A 16,190-nucleotide genomic window follows, 5' to 3' on the forward strand; every position below is an offset into this window, starting at 1 on the left:
AATATATTAATGATCTTTTTAAAAAAATGTTTACTGATTACATTGGGATAGAACCTTTAAAATCAGTATTGTCATTAAGAGTTCTATTTTTTAAACTTTTTAATTATTTCAAGCATGGCTTGTTTTGAGATTATTGTCTTTTTTATAAGGATTATCAGTTTATAGTTTTTGAAAAGTGATTGTTTGTTTATGTATCATGTTTATTGAAAAATAGGCAATTGTTATGGACATAAAATGCCTTATCTCTCTTGATTGTTATCCATCGTCTTGTGAGAGAGGAAGGGAAGCGATTTCTGTATCAAGGGCATCCATAAAATCGATAATAAAAGCAGCATTGGTTCCCAAATCTCTTGGCAAATATCGAGAAGCAGAACGCATATCAACAAAGGTTGTATTACCTTCATCAGTTAAACGAATGACAATGTCTGAAATAAAACTAAGGTAAAAAGTTTTAGCTCTTGTTTCAATATAAATCTCATTTTCTTCGCCTTTGAATTCTCGTTGTGCGACAATAGGCCAATCGTAGGCTTCTAAAACATTGAGAACGGATTCGCGAATGCGTTTAGGTGAGCCATCATAACGGCGTCCCGACATTTCTGGCCATTGTGACATCTGTAATGTTGCTTGTTCAGTTAAGGTACTTTTAAGTGGCAAAGCATTACTGGGACGTATTGTGCGAAAAAAAGCCGGTGGTCTTTGTGTATCGGTAGAAACATCATAAAGAGCAGGTAAGGTAAACCAAAGTCCAAAAAAGAACATCAATGGTGTCGCAGTTATTAATGAATAAACGATCCCTTTTAAAGCTTTCATTCCTCCTAGGGCGCCATAGATCCACAAACTATGAAGTGCTTTTATAGCGAAAAAAAGGGAAATAATCACACAGCAAGTAGAGATACCTATCAAAATTATGAAGTCAGTTACGTTAATGACAGAAAAGCGTTGTAAAATAGCTGAGAATAATAAAATAAAGAAGGCTAAACCACCAAATCGAGGGGACCATATCGCTGCTCTTGAAATTAATCGAACATATCTCTTCTTCATGAAGTTTTTCCCCTCAACTTTAAACTATAAGCAAAGTTTTTCAGATTGCATATCTCACAAAAAGTTTCAGCTCATAACAAAAGTAAAGCACTTATTTTTAAGGTCAAGGATGTGTGATATCTTATCAATTTTCAGCAATTATTTTAGCGCTTCATTAAAGATAATGAGTACTTCTTTAACAATTTATTATATCATTGATTGAATTTTATAGGAATCCTTATGAAGATATAAAAATATGCTTAAATAACAATTTTTCCAGTTGTTATTAGCATATTTGTTTAAAAATTTATTCTTTTCTCTTCTCGTTGCAGGGAGTTTTTCCTGTCGGATAAGCCTATTGAATAAAAGAACATCATTGAATTGTTCATTCACACGCTTGTAAGAGACATCTTTCAATGCTCTTAAGTCTCATTTCCCGACGGTGCTCGTGAATGCTATAACAATAAAGCGATTGAGCATATCCATCTTTATTATGTTTATGAAGGAGAAAACTAGCACCATCACTATTTGTTAACTCTCAATATTGCACAGCCTTTGAGCAGACGATTCATAAGGGGTATTTTTATTATACAGTTTTTATTCACCTGCCACTCTCACTTGTAATATGCAAGCGAAGGGTTTTGATTGATTCAACATGAAAAGATTTGGAATGAAAGAATATTACGATATTCGGAGTGCTTATTCAACGTGTAGAAAAATAAATTATCATTATAAATCAAAGTATTGTACAAATATAATATGCGTGTATAAATAAAAATTTTATTCTATCTTATATCGATCATCAATGGGCTGATTTTTTCTCTCTATATATGTTTTGTATTTTAATAGAAGATTCTGTGAGAGGGTTAAAAATACTTTGTCTATTTCAATAAAAAATTTAGGGATCTAAAATTAGACAAACCTGAATTCGAATCTTCGATTAGTAGAGGAAAAATATAACCATTTTTAAGTTTTTTTTTAGTTTTTATAGAAAGTAGGTCATTCTATAAGTGGGAAGTGAGGATATTTTTATTCATAAAATATGCGGCAAATAGCAGATGAGAGAAAAGCTTCACTTTCTTTTTTTGCAAGAGAAGAAGAGACAAAAATACGTAAAATGACAAAACCTTCATTCAAATTTTTAGCAACTAAAACTGAATTGGCATTTTTTTTAGGTTTTGATTTTTTGAGTTCTATTATTTGTATTGGTTTTCCAATGATAAGATCGAGTGTAGCATCAGGGGCTGTTTGGTCATTAAGGCTGTAGAAAATAATTCCGTTGTGTGTGTAGGCTGCCAGTGACCAAAATTGTCGTGTTTTCAAAGCTTTTAAATGAACAGGTCCATTTTCAAGATTAAATCTGCATACTTTAAGAAGAAAAAGTGGATCAGCAAATTGTTGAATAGGATTATCCGGAGTAAAATCAACAAATTGATAAAGGGGGCCAGATTTTTTAAGAGTTGTCCATATATTATTTTGTGTCCAATGAGGCGTTAGAAATAAAATACAAATATGAACAATAATAGCGCCAATGATTGTAAGAAGTGCAGTATGAATAAATTTAATCACAATTTATTTGTCCTGAGGGGATTTGTTCTATTGAGGGCATTGTGAGCTTTTGTAACGCCGTTGCAGAGATGATTGAGGTATCGTATAAGGTAAGAATAAGCCCAAATTCTTTTTGACTAACTACTGCAAGCCAATTGCCGGTTTGCGGTGTAGGTGAAATATTGATGCGCAATGAGCCATCGTGCTCATAAGTAATAGCATTCGTGTGGAGTTCAAAAGGTATTTCTTTCGACGAAGTATAGGGTTTAAGAGATTTATCAGCTGTATAAAGGGTAAAAAGGCGGGTTTCAGGAATGTAACCTTTGAGCAAATAATGACAGTAAGGGTGGAGTGGACGCCCTTGATTATCTTGCCAAATTTGGAATTGAATACCTTCAGTGTGTCCGAGTGAAACAATGCCTCGTTTGGCAGTGCGGGCGCGGGTGTAAGGATCCATATTGACGGTTCCCACTTGTGGATAAGCACTCCATTTTCCAATTGTAAAGCGTCCAAAATGATGAAAGGAATTGAGCACATAATCGACACTCAATTTTCCACATAAAATGGAGAAAACGAAGATAAAAAAGAAAATGGTGATATTAAAAAACATCAGTGAATATTTTGAATTCAAAATGTTGAGTCTCCAGTCATTTTCAAAGAGATTGTAGATGTTTTTTTCAGATCTTTGTTAATTAATCGCACGATATTTAATGTTTCAGGAGAAAGTGTAGAGGGTATTGGGGAGGAAGATTCAGGATCTGTATGGGAGGAAAGTATTGGAGGGTGATAAGAAAGGAGAGAATCTTTAACACCATAGAGCTGTTTGAGCATGATATTTTGATGTGCAGAGAGCATGATACGATGCCATATCATGGCAGGAACTCCCCCCCCAAAAGCACGATTCATTGGTGAAAAGTTATCGTTTCCCATCCATACTGCTCCAGTATAATTTCCCGTAAAACCAACAAACCAAGCATCACGATAAGATTGTGATGTTCCAGTTTTCCCAGCGACAAGAGTCATGGGTAAAGCAGCACGCTTACCCGATCCTCGTGTTGTGACGCCCACCATCATTTGATTCATATAAGCGGCTGATTGTCCACTAAGAACTCGGTGTAGTTTTTTCCCGTTATGCTCGAAGTCCCATACTACACGACCATCGATTGTTCTGATTTGTATGAATCCATGACGATTACCCGCTATCCCGCCGTTCGCAAAGACATTAAAGCCAGTTGCTTGATCCATGGGGGTCATATTAGAAGTACCAAGAACCATCGTTTTATGTGATAAAACATGCGCTTTAATCCCCATATTCTTGATAAGGTCTATGATGGGTTGGGTATCGCGGTTAAGATATTGATAGGTGAGATAAACAGGAACTGTATTAATGGAAAAGGCTAAAGCTGTTGCTAAATCAATTTTTCCCAGATAACGACCAGAATTATTTTTGGGGGTCCAACCACCCCAATTGATTGGAGCATCTAAAACGGTTGTTGAGGGTGATAGACCATGTTCTAGTGCGGTTGCGTAAACATAAGGTTTGAATGAAGAACCAGCTTGTCGTCCACCTTGAGTTGCTCTGTTAAATTGACTTTTTTTATAATCTAGTCCTCCAACAATTGCACATACGGCTCCGTTATTGGCAAGTATAACAGTAGCGGCTTGTGTTACGCGATATTGTTGACCATATTGATGTAAATGATATGCAATTGATTCTTCTGCTACTTTTTGAAGTGCTGGATCAAGGGTTGTTTGAACAATTAAACTATGGCTTGGAAGTTGATTACGCATGTTTTTGATTTCCTCAAATGCCCAATCAAGAAAATAATCAGGTTGATTATTTTCTATTTGGAGAAGTGCCCTAGCAGGGTAGCGATGTGCTTTGATAATCTGGCTCTCCGTCATAAAGCCACTATTAACAAGATTAGAAAGGACGATATTGGCGCGTGTTTGAGCAGCAAAGAGGTGGCTATGAGGAGCATATTTTGTTGGAGCTTTAAAGAGCCCTGCGAGCATAGCCGATTCACTTAAAGATACATGACGTATGTTTTTTCCAAAATAAAATTTTGCAGCTGCTGCAATACCAAAATTGTTTCCTCCCATATAGGCACGGTCAAGATAAAGTTGCAAAATCTGTTTTTTGCTAAAATTGGCTTCTAACCAAAGAGCAAGATAAGCTTCCTTTATTTTACGTGTTATGGTTCTCTCATTTGTTAAGAATAAATTTTTAGCCAATTGTTGTGTGAGAGTTGATCCACCTTGTACTACACCTTTAGCTTGTATATTTTGTGAAATTGCTCGTGTAAGTCCCTGAAAATCAATTCCCCAATGATCAAAAAAACGACGGTCTTCTGTAGCGAGAACCGCTTTAATGACAGTATCAGGCATTTCTTCAACGGGGACAGAGATAGCCGGGAGTGCACCACGGTGTCCAATTGGATTTCCATAGCGATCTAGAAAAAGAATGGAAAAGTTTTTAGGAGAAGACCAATCTGTTTTGGTAAGCTCAAAAATAGAAATACCTAAAATGGTGAAAAGAGTAAACCCTATTAACCCTAATGTCAGTATTTCATCTAGAACTTCAACGATAAAGCGTTTCCATCCTTGAAGATGAAAATTTTGTGAGATGATTTTTGCCTTTTTCCAGAAAAAACTGTTAGCAGAACGAATGCGATAAAGCGCTGTGTCTAATCGTGCATCTAATTCGATGAGAGCAGGGCTGTGAAATGGCTTATGCTGTTGTCCTTTCTTTTTTTTAAAAAAATTAAACATTTAAAAAGAGCCTATGACAAAGCAATACAACCAAACAAATCTAAAATAACTATATGGAGTAGAAATATTTTTTTGCTATAGTTCTAACATAGAAAAAGTATTTAGAATTATTCATTTTTTGTGAGAAAGTGTATTAAGCTTTTTATTATTTTATTACATAAATTTTCTCCTTATTATTAACAAAATTTTATTTTGAAGGTTTAAAAATTTGGAGTATTATTAACGCGTTTTTCTGTAAGATTAGAGGATGAACTATTTTCCATTTGTGATTTTTAAATCGACCCCCAAAAAAACATTATTTCTTTTATTCTTCAGAAGGAAGAAAATAGGTTATTGAAGTATTTATGATGAAAAAAATTTCTTTATTTGTAATGTTAGCAGCTTTTGGGGGAGCAGATTACGTTCTGGCGGCTGGCTGTTCTGAGGTGGGCAAGAAGATTGCAACTCAGGAGAAGGGGATTCTCGTCCGTTCAAAACTGGTTGTTGAGGCTGGAGCGGATATGTGTGCAATTGTGGTTGTTGTTCCAGCTCGTAATGGTGAGAAGTTGCGCCGTGTTGAGTTTTTTGTTCCTGCTGATTAGCCTTTAGCAGATGGTGTTCTGATGCGTATCTTAATCGTTGAAGATGATCGAAGTCTTCACCATCAATTAGCAGAAGCTGTAAGACGTGCAGGATATGTTTTTGATAGTGCTTTTGATGGTGAAGAGGCTTATTTTTTAGGCAGTACGGAGTCTTATGATGCGGTGATACTTGATATAGGTTTACCGCAAATTGATGGTATTCGTATTGTTGAAAAATGGCGTCAAGAAGGGCGTACCATGCCTGTTTTAATGCTAACGGCACGAGATCGTTGGTCTGATAAGGTGCACGGTATTGATGCAGGGGCTGACGATTATGTTGTGAAGCCATTTCATTTGGAGGAAGTAATGGCACGCTTGCGAGCGCTAATTCGTCGTGCGACAGGACATGCGACAAGTGCCTTATGTTGCGGGAATGTTTTGTTGGATACGAAGACATCTCGTGTTTTTGTGGATGGTCAATTGATTAAACTAACATCTTATGAATTCCGACTTCTTTCGTATCTTATGCATCATTGTGACAGGGTCATTTCAAGAACGGAGCTTACAGAGCATCTTTATGATCAGGATTTTGATAAAGACTCGAATACGGTGGAAGTTTTTGTAGGGAGGTTACGGAAAAAGCTTGGAGTGGATTTGATTGAGACTATTCGAGGTATGGGGTATCGCGTGAGAACGCTAGGTGATGAATGAATGTTTTCAAAGAGAATAATTGGCTTAGGAAGTTTTGTTTTGTAATTACGAGATCTCTCAGTTTACGTGTTATGATCTTATCAACATTATGGGTTGTTATTTCTCTTTTATCGATTTCTGCAGTGAGTATTTTATTTTATAAGCGTTCAACCGAACAAAGCCTAGAGCGTATCCTTTCTGCTCAACTTTACAGTCTTATTGCAACAGTTACGGTGTCACCGGAAGGAGCTTTGAAAGGAGGGGCGGGAATTGATGATATTCGTTATTCTGATCCAACAACAGGATGGTATTGGGAAGTTGTTGCGATATCCCATAATTTAAAAGGAAGATTGACATCCCCATCATTGGGAACAGAAGAAATATTTACACCGAGTGATGTCGATATACCTTTTGACAATAAATTCTTTCGTTCTTATCGGATAAAGGGGAGCAGTGGACAAAAGTTACAAGTGATTGAGAGTGATGTTGTTCTTGATAATAAAAATCATATTGCACGTTTTCGGCTTGTTGGGAATATCGATGAAGCTCATGCTCAAGTAAAGGAATTTAAGCGAACTTTACAAATTTTTCTTTGGAGTTTTGGTATCGGGAGTGTTCTTGTTAACATTGCTATTATTATCTTTAGTTTTCAACCGTTGAAGCTTATTCGGCGCGCATTGAATGATATTCGTGAAGGAAGAGTTCACTATGTGAATACGGATTTAGTAAGCGAAGTCATGCCGCTTGCCCAAGAGATGAACGCTCTCATTAATAATAATCAGCGTATTATTGAGCGATTTCGCACACAGGTTGGTAATCTCGCACATTCGTTAAAGACTCCTCTGTCAGTTATTATGAATGAGACAGATAAGATGCGGGGAGAACAGGCTTTTTTGTTGAGAGAGCAAACGCAAATAATGCAAGCTCAAATCAATCATTATCTTCAGCGTGCGCGTATTGCAGCACAATGCGATAGTATTATCTATCATACGTCTGTTCGCAGTGTAATTGATCGTTTGGTGCGGGTTATGAAAAAGCTTAATCCTGAAAAACAAATTCAATTTATTATGGATGTTGATGATATTGTTTTTTCTGGAGAAAAAGAAGATTTAGAAGAAATTATAGGAAATTTGATTGAAAATGCTATTCAGTGGTCTTGCGCAAAGGTTTTGATCTCTTGCTGTTTAGAAGAAAACATTGAAGAAACAGAATATTTTAGTATCTTTATAGAAGATGATGGTCCTGGTTTAACAAAAGACAAAATTGATGAAGCATTAAAAAGAGGGCGGCGGTTTGATGAAAGTAAACCGGGGACAGGTTTAGGATTAGCAATTGTTTCAGATATGGTCCATGAATATGGTGGCAATCTTTTTTTATCGCGTTCTATTTTAGGTGGATTGTATGCAAAAGTCCTATTACCCAAGGTAGGAGAATAACATATTTTTTCTCATTCAGGAAATGTCTATAAAATTTGTAAAGAAGCATTTTCAAATAATACAAAACAGTAGGGAGAAATTTAGAATATCAGTATTTATAATTAAATTATAGAAAGAAAGCCCTATTTTCTTTATTTAATTGATATATAAGATAAAAATGCATAATAGGTTTTATAATATATTTCATAAAAAGGTGATTTTTTATCATTTCACATTATTCTTTTCACGAAACTCTTCTAATAAAAGAGGGTAAAATGTAAGTGAGTTATTTTCTATTCATATTGGAAAAAAATTATATGCTCTTACTTATTTTTGCAGCATTTTTTCTAATTTTTCTGGCAAGTATTCTTTTTCTTTCACTACGTTTTGACAATGAGATAAAAAAAGTTCAAACCACAGATGGTTATAGGAATTATATGCATACAATTAAATTTAACAAACTTTGTATGTATACTAAAAAAGAAGATATCCTTAAAACTTTAAGTGTTTTGTTTGTTCTTCTTATGACATGGAGTATTTATGGCCTGACAGGCAATCCAGAAGTAAAAAGTTATTTTTTTAGCGAATTAATGGATAAGGATCCTAAAATTCTTAGTAAGCAAGAAAAGCTTGTTCGTTTACAAGTGCTTTTTTTTCGTTCACCTTATGATGGCAAACTAGCAGATGCATTAGCGATAGGGTATCTTGAAGAAGGCTATTTTCAGGAGGCTGTAAATACTTATTTAGATGCACTTCGTTTGAATGGAGAAACAGCTCCAAGGCTTGTAGGATATGGTTTAGCATTGGTTGGTTATGAAGGGGGGGTGATAACGCAAGAAGCACAAAATGCTTTTCAAAAAGCAGCAGATTTAGCACCAACAGATTTTTATCCACGCCTATTGTTAGCTGATGCGTTTCATCAAGCAGGAAAAACTGCGCAGGCAGTGCAGTTTTTACAAAGCTTTCTTGATACAATGCCTGAAAATTTTGCCGGACGATCACGGGTTGAAAAAATGATGATTCAGTTACGCAATTTATCGAGTGAGCATACAAAGAAAAGTAATCATCGCCAATTGAGATGATGAAATAAAAAAGAAGAGTCGCTTAGAAAGATAAGGGAAGTGATCATTCTAGAAGGGGAAGATATGTGTGGAGGAAATTGAAGAACAGAAATGAATAATTTAAAGAGTGCGATATAAGTTATTGTATATTCAATAAAAATTAGTTTGTAGATTAAAAAAGTAAAAAATATTAATAAGCTTATCGGCAAAGATGAGAGATCGGATAAAAAGTTGCCTCTATATGGAAGACATGCAAAACTCTTAAAAAAAATAAAATATAGGAATGGATGCTTATAGAACGTGTTTCAATTTTTTTCGTAGAATGTCCATGAACAATCAATTTTTAGAGAATTTTTCTTCGTTTAAGATTATTTTAAAGCAGCGAAAAAAAAAGCGCTTACTGATCATCTTATTGTGTTGTTTAGTTATGGCAATTGCAACAAGTCTCATCGTGTATGCAATGCGTCATGCGGTTAGTTTTTTTAGAATGCCCTCTGAAATTACAAGAGAAGATATTTTAACCGGGCGCCCTTTGCGTTTAGGTGGATTTGTTGAAAAGGGAACTGTTAAATATGTTGGAGAGAGTGGCGTTATTTTTTTTGTAATGGATAGCACAAAGCGTAAAAAAGTATTTTTCAATGGTATCCTACCAGATCTTTTTCGTGAAGGACAAGGGGTGATTGTAGAAGGACATTTCGATAAACAAGGGTTTTTTATAGGTAGTCGTATTTTAGCGAAACATGATGAAACTTATATGCCTAAAGAAACAGCTGTTCGTTTAAAAAAACATTACAGTATGGAGAAATAATTCGATTGTGCTTGTTGAACTGGGTCATATTTTTTTAGCAGCAGCTTTTTCAGTAAGTTTATTAGCGATTTTATTACCTACTTTAGGTTTTTGGTGGAAAGAGCGCTTGTTAATGCAAACAGTTGTTCCTCTAACATATATCACCTTTATATTATTGTTTTTATCTTTCTTAGTGATGATTTACGCTCATGTCGTATCTGATTTTTCTGTTTTGAATGTTGTTGAGAATTCTCATTCAGAAAAACCGATGCTCTATAAAATCACTGGCGTTTGGGGCAATCACGAAGGCTCTATGTTATTATGGGTTTTAAGTTTAGCTTTTTTTAGTGCATTGATGGTATTATTTAGCCAACAGTTGCCAGAAGATTTTAAGACACTTGTTTTAATTTGCCAAAGTTGGATTACAAGTGCTTTTCTTTTATTTATTCTTTTTGTATCCAATCCGTTTTTACGTGTAGATCCACCAGCATTACAGGGAAATGGTTTCAATCCTCTTTTACAAGATATTGCGTTAGCCATTCATCCACCGCTGCTTTATTTAGGCTACGTTGGTTTTTCACTTTGTTTTTCTTTTTCAGTTTCTGCATTGATTATGGGACATGTTGATAGAATTTGGGCGCGTTGGCTTCGTCCTTGGCTTTTACTTTCTTGGTGTTTTTTGACATTGGGTATTATGGTTGGCTCTTATTGGGCTTATTATGAGCTAGGATGGGGGGGGTATTGGTTTTGGGATCCTGTTGAAAATGTTTCATTTATGCCTTGGCTTTCAGGAACAGCTCTTTTACATTCTATTCTTGTTCTCGAAAAACGAGAAATATTGAAAAGTTGGACTTTGTTTTTAGCACTACTTACTTTTTCCCTTTCTTTGATGGGAACTTTTCTTGTCCGTTCGGGGCTTTTAGTTTCTGTTCATAGCTTTGCTATTGATTCGGCCCGGGGACAAGCAATTCTTGCACTTTTATTTTTCTTTACGGGAGCGGCTTTTTTTCTTTTTGCTTGGCGCATCCCGCTTTTAAAAACAGAAAGATTTTTTCAACCAATTTCGCGTGAAGGATTTATTGTTTTAAATAACTTATTACTGATAACAATAACAGCAACAATCTTGATTGGGACGCTTTATCCTTATTTTATTGAGATGTTAACAGGGCAAAAAATTTCTGTAGGGGCTGATTTTTTTAACCTTACCTGCGGACCATTAATGCTTCTTCTATTGTTGTTTATTCCATTTGGGTCAATGATGGCATGGAAATGCGGTGATTTTCTCGCAGTTTTTGAACGGTTGTGGTGTGTTTTTGTATTGGTTGGTATTATTTGCTTTATATTATTTTATGCGACATCTTTACGTGATATTTTTGCAGTTTTAGGCATTGGGCTTTCAGCGTTTGTTTTTTTAGGGAGTTTAGCGGATCTGTGGGGAAAGAGTGGATATGGCAAGAAAGCTTTTTTAGTACGCGTTAAGAGATTTATTGGATTGCCATGGTCTGTTTTTGGTTCAGCAATGGCACATATGGGATTAGGTGTTACATTATTTGGTATTGTCTTTGTAGCAAGTTTTAGTCAAGAGCGTATTTTAACCATGAATATAGGAGATAAGGTGACGATAGCGGATAAAACGCTTCATTTTATTGCAGTGCATGACGGTGTTGGTCCAAATTATTCGGCAATGGAGTTTTATTTTAAGCTATACGAAAATAAAAACATTATAGATTATATAATAGCTTCAAAGCGGTTTTATTCAAGCCAAAATGTGTCAACAACGGAAGTTGGTCTTCAAAGTTATGGCTTATCGCAGCTCTATATTGTGCCGGGACGTATCGATAATCGGGGGCTTGTTGTGCATATATGGTGGAAGCCTTATGTAATATGCGTTTGGTTAGGGGCATTCATGATGGCTATGGGAGGATGTCTTTCTCTTCTGGGGTATCGGTTTCGCATTAGCATGTACAATAGGATACTGTTTGCTTTAAATTTTTGGAGAAGATGATTGAGATGAAAAAAAATCTTTGGATTTTATTTTTTTTAACCGCAATATGTCCTTTTCGATTGGCTATAGCAGTAGAGCCGGATGAGATTTTAACTGATACAGTTTTAGAATCGCGAGCACGCGATATTTCATCGCGTTTACGGTGTCCTGTTTGCCGAAATCAGTCAATTGATGATTCAGATGCTTCTCTGGCACGTGATTTACGGCTTTTAATTCGGGAAAAATTAAAAATGGGCTATAGTAATCAGCAAGTCGTTGACTTTCTTGTTGAGCGATATGGTGAATTTATTCTCTTGAAACCACCATTGAATAAAACAACTTGGTTTTTATGGTTTTCGCCTTTGATGATTATTATCATTGGTGCAAGTGTCATATTTCTCCAGTTAAGACGGTTTAATCGTAAGAAAATAATGATTTATATCGATGAAAAAGAACAGGCAAAAATGCTATTGCATTAAAAAAGATGTTACATAAAACTCAGATTATCTGCAATGATCATTCATTATATTGAAGGATACTGAAACCTTACAAAACTTTAATAATTTAGACAGAAAACGGTAAGGTCTGATATTTTATAAGTCATTAAATTAGGATAAAGGTATGATTGAATAGGAGCATAGAGTAAATGTTAAAAAAAACTTTCTTTAAAACATTTGTCGCAGTAAGTTTTTCCGCAGTGTTGGAGAGTGCACTATTTTTTAGTGGATGTACAGCAAGCTTATGGACGACAAAGGCTCATGCAAGTTCTGTATTTTCTTCATTGGTGCAACAACAAGGATTTGCAGAGATCGTTGCTCAAGTGAAGCCCGCCGTTGTTGCAGTGCAAGTGAAGAGCAATAAAAAGAAAGAAGATTGGTTCTTTAGCAACTTTTTTAGTGGTCCAGGGATTGATCAATTACCCGATCAACATCCTTTGAAAAGGCTTTTTAAAGAGTTTTATGATTTTGATAAGCCTAAAAATAAATTCCCTCATCATTCCCAAAGACTCCGTCCTGTCGCTTTTGGATCTGGTTTTTTTATTTCGTCTGATGGTTACATTGTGACCAATGATCATGTAATTTCTGATGGGACCAGTTATACTGTTGTTCTTGATGACGGTACAGAATTGAATGCCAAGCTCATTGGGAAAGACCCCAAAACCGACCTTGCTGTATTAAAAGTGAACGATAAAAGAAAATTTTCCTATGTTGATTTTGGAGATGATTCAAAGCTTCGTGTTGGAGATTGGGTTGTTGCCATCGGGAATCCATTTGGTCTTGGTGGAACTGTGACAGCCGGTATTGTTTCGGCACGTGGACGTGATATTGGTACAGGTGTTTATGATGATTTTATTCAGATTGATGCCGCTGTTAATAGAGGGAACTCTGGTGGTCCAACATTTGATCTTAATGGAAAGGTTGTTGGGGTTAATACAGCCATTTTTTCTCCGTCTGGAGGAAATGTTGGGATTGCTTTTGCTATTCCGGCAGCGACTGTGAAACAGGTCGTACAACAACTTATCGAAAAAGGTTCAGTCCAGCGGGGTTGGCTAGGCGTTCAGATTCAGTCGGTAACAAAGGAGATTTCCGATTCAATAGGTTTGAAAGAAGCTAAAGGTGCTTTGGTCACTGATCCGTTAAAAGGACCAGCAGAAAAGGCCGGTATCAAGGCTGGTGATGTCATTCTTTCAGTGAATAATGAAAAGATTGCTGATGCGCGTGAGTTGGCGAAACGTATTGCAAATATTAAACCAGAAGAAACAGTAACCATAGGGATTTGGAGATCAGGTAAAGAGGAGAATATCAAAGTCAAACTCGCTTCAATGTCTGAAGATGAAAATAAGAAAGAGGGCTCAAAATCTTCAAATGGACGCGGTGATTTAGATGAAAGATTAGAAGATTATGGTTTGATTGTTATTCCTTCTGATGATGGTGTAGGGGTGGTCGTAACGGATGTCGATACCGATTCAGATGCTGCAGATAAAGGGATACGCCCTGGTGATATCATTGTGACAGTGAATAATAAATCGGTTAAAAAAGCCTCTGATATTATCAGCACAATCGAAAATGCTCAGCGGTTAGGACGAAAAGCTATCCTCTTACAAGTGCGAACAAATGATCAAAATCGTTTTGTTGCTCTTCCAATTTTCAAGAAATAAGGCTTTAGCTGTAGAACAAATGTTTATTAAACATTTGTTCTACAGCACAATAAAATGATGGAGATGCGTTTTATGAAAATACTTGTTATTGAAGATGATCATGAGACGGGGCGTTATCTCGAAAAGGCTTTTTTGGAAGTAGGGCATTCTATTGATGTTGCGTATGATGGAGATACGGGATATGCTTTAGCAACTACGGAAAATTATGACGTTATGGTTATTGATCGAATGCTTTTGCGTCGCGATGGTCTTTCTATCATTGCTGAATTGCGTGCTAAAGGCAATGAAACACCGATTCTTATCTTGTCAGCTTTAGGGCAAGTTAATGATCGTGTAACGGGGTTACGTGCAGGGGGGGATGATTATTTGACAAAGCCTTATGCTTTTTCTGAGCTTCTTGCGCGTGTTGAAGTATTACAACGGCGAAAGAATCCTAAAGAAGCAGAAACTGTTTATTGCGTCAGTAATCTTGAGCTTGATCGGTTGGCACATACAGTAAAGCGGGGTGATAAAACCATCTTATTGCAACCACGAGAGTTTCGTTTACTTGAATATTTAATGCGTTATGCAGGGCAGGTTGTTACACGTACTATGCTTTTGGAAAATGTTTGGGATTACCATTTTGATCCACAAACAAATGTTATTGATGTCCATATATCCCGTTTGAGGGCAAAAATTGAAAAAGATTTTGATGTTCCACTTCTCCATACTGTGCGTGGTGCTGGATATATGCTGAAAGCGCCAGATAATAAAGCATGAGTCGTTTGGTGAATATAATGCGCACGACAGCGCTAAGGCTTTCAGCACTTTACATTTTATTGTTTGGATTAGTGGCAACAGGACTTTCTATCTATATGATGGTGTTTTCTGCTTCGTTATTAACAGAGCAAACTAAACAGGCTTTACATGAAGAATTAAAGTATATTGAAAATGCTTATAATTATGGTGGTCTATCTTTATTAATGCGTACTATTAATTATCGTTCAAGACAACCAGGGGCGTTTCTTTATCTTGTCACGGATCCTATGGGGCGTATTTTAGCAGGAAATGTAGCACGTATTGAATTAGGTCTTTTAAATCAGAGTGGTTTTATTTCTACCTCTTTTTGGTATTCTCGTTTTGGGGAACATGGCCAAACAAGTGAACATCGCGCTTTGGCAGTTATTGTTGATTTACCTAATGCTATGAAGATTCTTATAGGGCGTGATTTGGATGAGCCAGAACGTTTTGCGGCGGTTATTCGTAAAGCTGTAATTATCGCACTTGCAGCAATGGTTGGAGGAGCTTTACTCATATGGTTTTTTGTTGGCAGAAGAGCTTTACAAAGAATTGACCAGGTAACGGCTGCATCACAGCGTTTGATGGATGGTGATTTTAGTGGTCGTTTACCTGTTTCTGGGGTAGGGGATGAGTTTGATCGATTGTCAACTAATCTTAATGTTATGTTAGATCGCATAGAAGAGTTAAATATTGGTTTGCGTCAAGTATCAGATAATATTGCTCATGATTTGAAAACACCTTTAACGCGCCTTAGAAATCGCGTTGAAGAGGCACTTTCGAGAAACAAGACAAAGCTTGAATATCGTCAGGTCCTTGATAGTGTTATTACTGAATCAGATCAACTTATTCGTACGTTTAATGCGATTTTAATGATTTCACGCATTGAAGCTAGCAGTGCAATTGAGCATCTTGAGATGATGAATATGAAACTGATTCTTGAAGATGCTGTTGAGCTTTATGAACCTTTTGCTGAAGAGTCAGGTGTTTTACTTCAGTTAGGAGATATATTTGATAAAGAGCTTAAATTGAATCGTGAGCTTGTTGCGCAAACAATTTTTAATCTGATCGATAATGCGATTAAATATGCGTCTAAAGATGACGGAAAAGTGAAGGTTTGCTTATCAATGGAATATCGTGATGAACATTTATTAGTTGTTGTGCGCGATAATGGCCCAGGAATACCAGAGGATAAACGTGATAAAGTAACAGAACGCTTTGTTCGTCTTGAAGAAAGCCGTACACGACCTGGTTTTGGGATTGGTTTAAGTATAGCAAAAGCGGTTATGAAGTTGCACGGGGGTGAATTATTACTTGAAAATGCAAATCCCGGGCTTAGGGCTATTTTGTTATTTCCTTAACGATATTTTCTTCACTTTTTTCTTTTTATACGTAACGGCTATTTTAAAAGTATAATG

The 16,190-nt window shown here is 36.2% G+C and carries 14 protein-coding genes; 10 read left to right on the forward strand and 4 right to left on the reverse strand.

The features are described from left to right. Window positions 1–255 precede the first annotated feature (255 nt). From MCY_RS03365 to MCY_RS03380, 4 genes are all read right to left on the reverse strand, one after another. On the reverse strand, window positions 256–1,041 hold the full coding sequence (locus tag MCY_RS03365) for a DUF1499 domain-containing protein (RefSeq protein ID WP_007346964.1): 786 nt from the start codon (window positions 1,039–1,041) through the stop codon (window positions 256–258). A 1,008-nt stretch (window positions 1,042–2,049) separates the two neighbouring features. Beyond that, window positions 2,050–2,589 (reverse strand): DUF1254 domain-containing protein, encoded by a 540-nt coding sequence (locus MCY_RS03370; RefSeq protein ID WP_007346965.1) that lies wholly within the window; start codon window positions 2,587–2,589, stop codon window positions 2,050–2,052. Next, a complete protein-coding gene (locus tag MCY_RS03375; protein WP_007346966.1) occupies window positions 2,582–3,178 on the reverse strand; it encodes a DUF1214 domain-containing protein in 597 nt (198 codons plus the stop codon). The genes MCY_RS03370 and MCY_RS03375 overlap by 8 nt, the downstream gene beginning before the upstream one ends. 17 nt (window positions 3,179–3,195) lie before the next feature. Next, complete coding sequence (locus tag MCY_RS03380; protein WP_007346967.1) at window positions 3,196–5,340, reverse strand: transglycosylase domain-containing protein; 2,145 nt, start codon at window positions 5,338–5,340, stop codon at window positions 3,196–3,198. A gap of 344 nt (window positions 5,341–5,684) precedes the next feature. Here MCY_RS03380 and MCY_RS03385 point away from each other — a divergent pair, with 344 nt between their 5' ends. From MCY_RS03385 to MCY_RS03430, 10 genes are all read left to right on the forward strand, one after another. Continuing rightward, window positions 5,685–5,921 (forward strand): hypothetical protein, encoded by a 237-nt coding sequence (locus MCY_RS03385; RefSeq protein WP_007346968.1) that lies wholly within the window; start codon window positions 5,685–5,687, stop codon window positions 5,919–5,921. 21 nt (window positions 5,922–5,942) lie between these two features. Beyond that, complete coding sequence (locus MCY_RS03390) at window positions 5,943–6,611, forward strand: response regulator transcription factor (protein ID WP_007346969.1); 669 nt, start codon at window positions 5,943–5,945, stop codon at window positions 6,609–6,611. Further along, on the forward strand, window positions 6,608–8,026 hold the full coding sequence (locus MCY_RS03395; protein WP_007346970.1) for an ATP-binding protein: 1,419 nt from the start codon (window positions 6,608–6,610) through the stop codon (window positions 8,024–8,026). The genes MCY_RS03390 and MCY_RS03395 overlap by 4 nt, the downstream gene beginning before the upstream one ends. A gap of 296 nt (window positions 8,027–8,322) precedes the next feature. Beyond that, window positions 8,323–9,087 (forward strand): tetratricopeptide repeat protein, encoded by a 765-nt coding sequence (locus MCY_RS03400; protein ID WP_007346971.1) that lies wholly within the window; start codon window positions 8,323–8,325, stop codon window positions 9,085–9,087. A 307-nt stretch (window positions 9,088–9,394) separates the two neighbouring features. Then, on the forward strand, window positions 9,395–9,874 hold the full coding sequence (gene ccmE, locus MCY_RS03405; RefSeq protein WP_019224325.1) for a cytochrome c maturation protein CcmE: 480 nt from the start codon (window positions 9,395–9,397) through the stop codon (window positions 9,872–9,874). 7 nt (window positions 9,875–9,881) lie between these two features. After that, window positions 9,882–11,858 carry a heme lyase CcmF/NrfE family subunit gene (locus MCY_RS03410; protein WP_007346973.1) on the forward strand — a complete coding sequence of 659 codons (1,977 nt, stop codon included), beginning with the start codon at window positions 9,882–9,884 and terminating at the stop codon, window positions 11,856–11,858. A gap of 5 nt (window positions 11,859–11,863) precedes the next feature. After that, window positions 11,864–12,316 carry a cytochrome c-type biogenesis protein gene (locus MCY_RS03415; protein ID WP_007346974.1) on the forward strand — a complete coding sequence of 151 codons (453 nt, stop codon included), beginning with the start codon at window positions 11,864–11,866 and terminating at the stop codon, window positions 12,314–12,316. Between the two features lie 167 nt (window positions 12,317–12,483). Further along, window positions 12,484–13,995, forward strand: coding sequence for a Do family serine endopeptidase (locus MCY_RS03420; RefSeq protein WP_007346975.1), 1,512 nt, complete (start codon window positions 12,484–12,486; stop codon window positions 13,993–13,995). Window positions 13,996–14,067: 72 nt separating this feature from the next. Then, the gene (locus MCY_RS03425) at window positions 14,068–14,754 is read left to right on the forward strand and encodes a response regulator transcription factor (RefSeq protein ID WP_007346976.1); all 687 of its coding nucleotides are present in this window, start codon (window positions 14,068–14,070) and stop codon (window positions 14,752–14,754) included. After that, a complete protein-coding gene (locus MCY_RS03430; protein WP_007346977.1) occupies window positions 14,751–16,133 on the forward strand; it encodes a sensor histidine kinase in 1,383 nt (460 codons plus the stop codon). The genes MCY_RS03425 and MCY_RS03430 overlap by 4 nt, the downstream gene beginning before the upstream one ends. Window positions 16,134–16,190 lie beyond the last annotated feature (57 nt).

It is taken from the genome of Bartonella rattimassiliensis 15908 (assembly GCF_000278215.1).
GTDB lineage: Bacteria > Pseudomonadota > Alphaproteobacteria > Rhizobiales > Rhizobiaceae > Bartonella > Bartonella rattimassiliensis.

Excerpts from the sequence above, each read along its gene's own strand:
- MCY_RS03365 (WP_007346964.1), bottom strand. The coding sequence starts at position 1,041 with ATGAAGAAGAGATATGTTCGATTAATTTCAAGAGCAGCGATATGGTCC.
- MCY_RS03375 (WP_007346966.1), bottom strand. The coding sequence starts at position 3,178 with ATGTTTTTTAATATCACCATTTTCTTTTTTATCTTCGTTTTCTCCATT.
- MCY_RS03380 (WP_007346967.1), bottom strand. The coding sequence starts at position 5,340 with ATGTTTAATTTTTTTAAAAAAAAGAAAGGACAACAGCATAAGCCATTT.
- MCY_RS03385 (WP_007346968.1), top strand. The coding sequence starts at position 5,685 with ATGATGAAAAAAATTTCTTTATTTGTAATGTTAGCAGCTTTTGGGGGA.
- MCY_RS03390 (WP_007346969.1), top strand. The coding sequence starts at position 5,943 with ATGCGTATCTTAATCGTTGAAGATGATCGAAGTCTTCACCATCAATTA.
- MCY_RS03395 (WP_007346970.1), top strand. The coding sequence starts at position 6,608 with ATGAATGTTTTCAAAGAGAATAATTGGCTTAGGAAGTTTTGTTTTGTA.
- MCY_RS03400 (WP_007346971.1), top strand. The coding sequence starts at position 8,323 with ATGCTCTTACTTATTTTTGCAGCATTTTTTCTAATTTTTCTGGCAAGT.
- ccmE (WP_019224325.1), top strand. The coding sequence starts at position 9,395 with ATGAACAATCAATTTTTAGAGAATTTTTCTTCGTTTAAGATTATTTTA.
- MCY_RS03415 (WP_007346974.1), top strand. The coding sequence starts at position 11,864 with ATGAAAAAAAATCTTTGGATTTTATTTTTTTTAACCGCAATATGTCCT.
- MCY_RS03420 (WP_007346975.1), top strand. The coding sequence starts at position 12,484 with ATGTTAAAAAAAACTTTCTTTAAAACATTTGTCGCAGTAAGTTTTTCC.
- MCY_RS03425 (WP_007346976.1), top strand. The coding sequence starts at position 14,068 with ATGAAAATACTTGTTATTGAAGATGATCATGAGACGGGGCGTTATCTC.
- MCY_RS03430 (WP_007346977.1), top strand. The coding sequence starts at position 14,751 with ATGAGTCGTTTGGTGAATATAATGCGCACGACAGCGCTAAGGCTTTCA.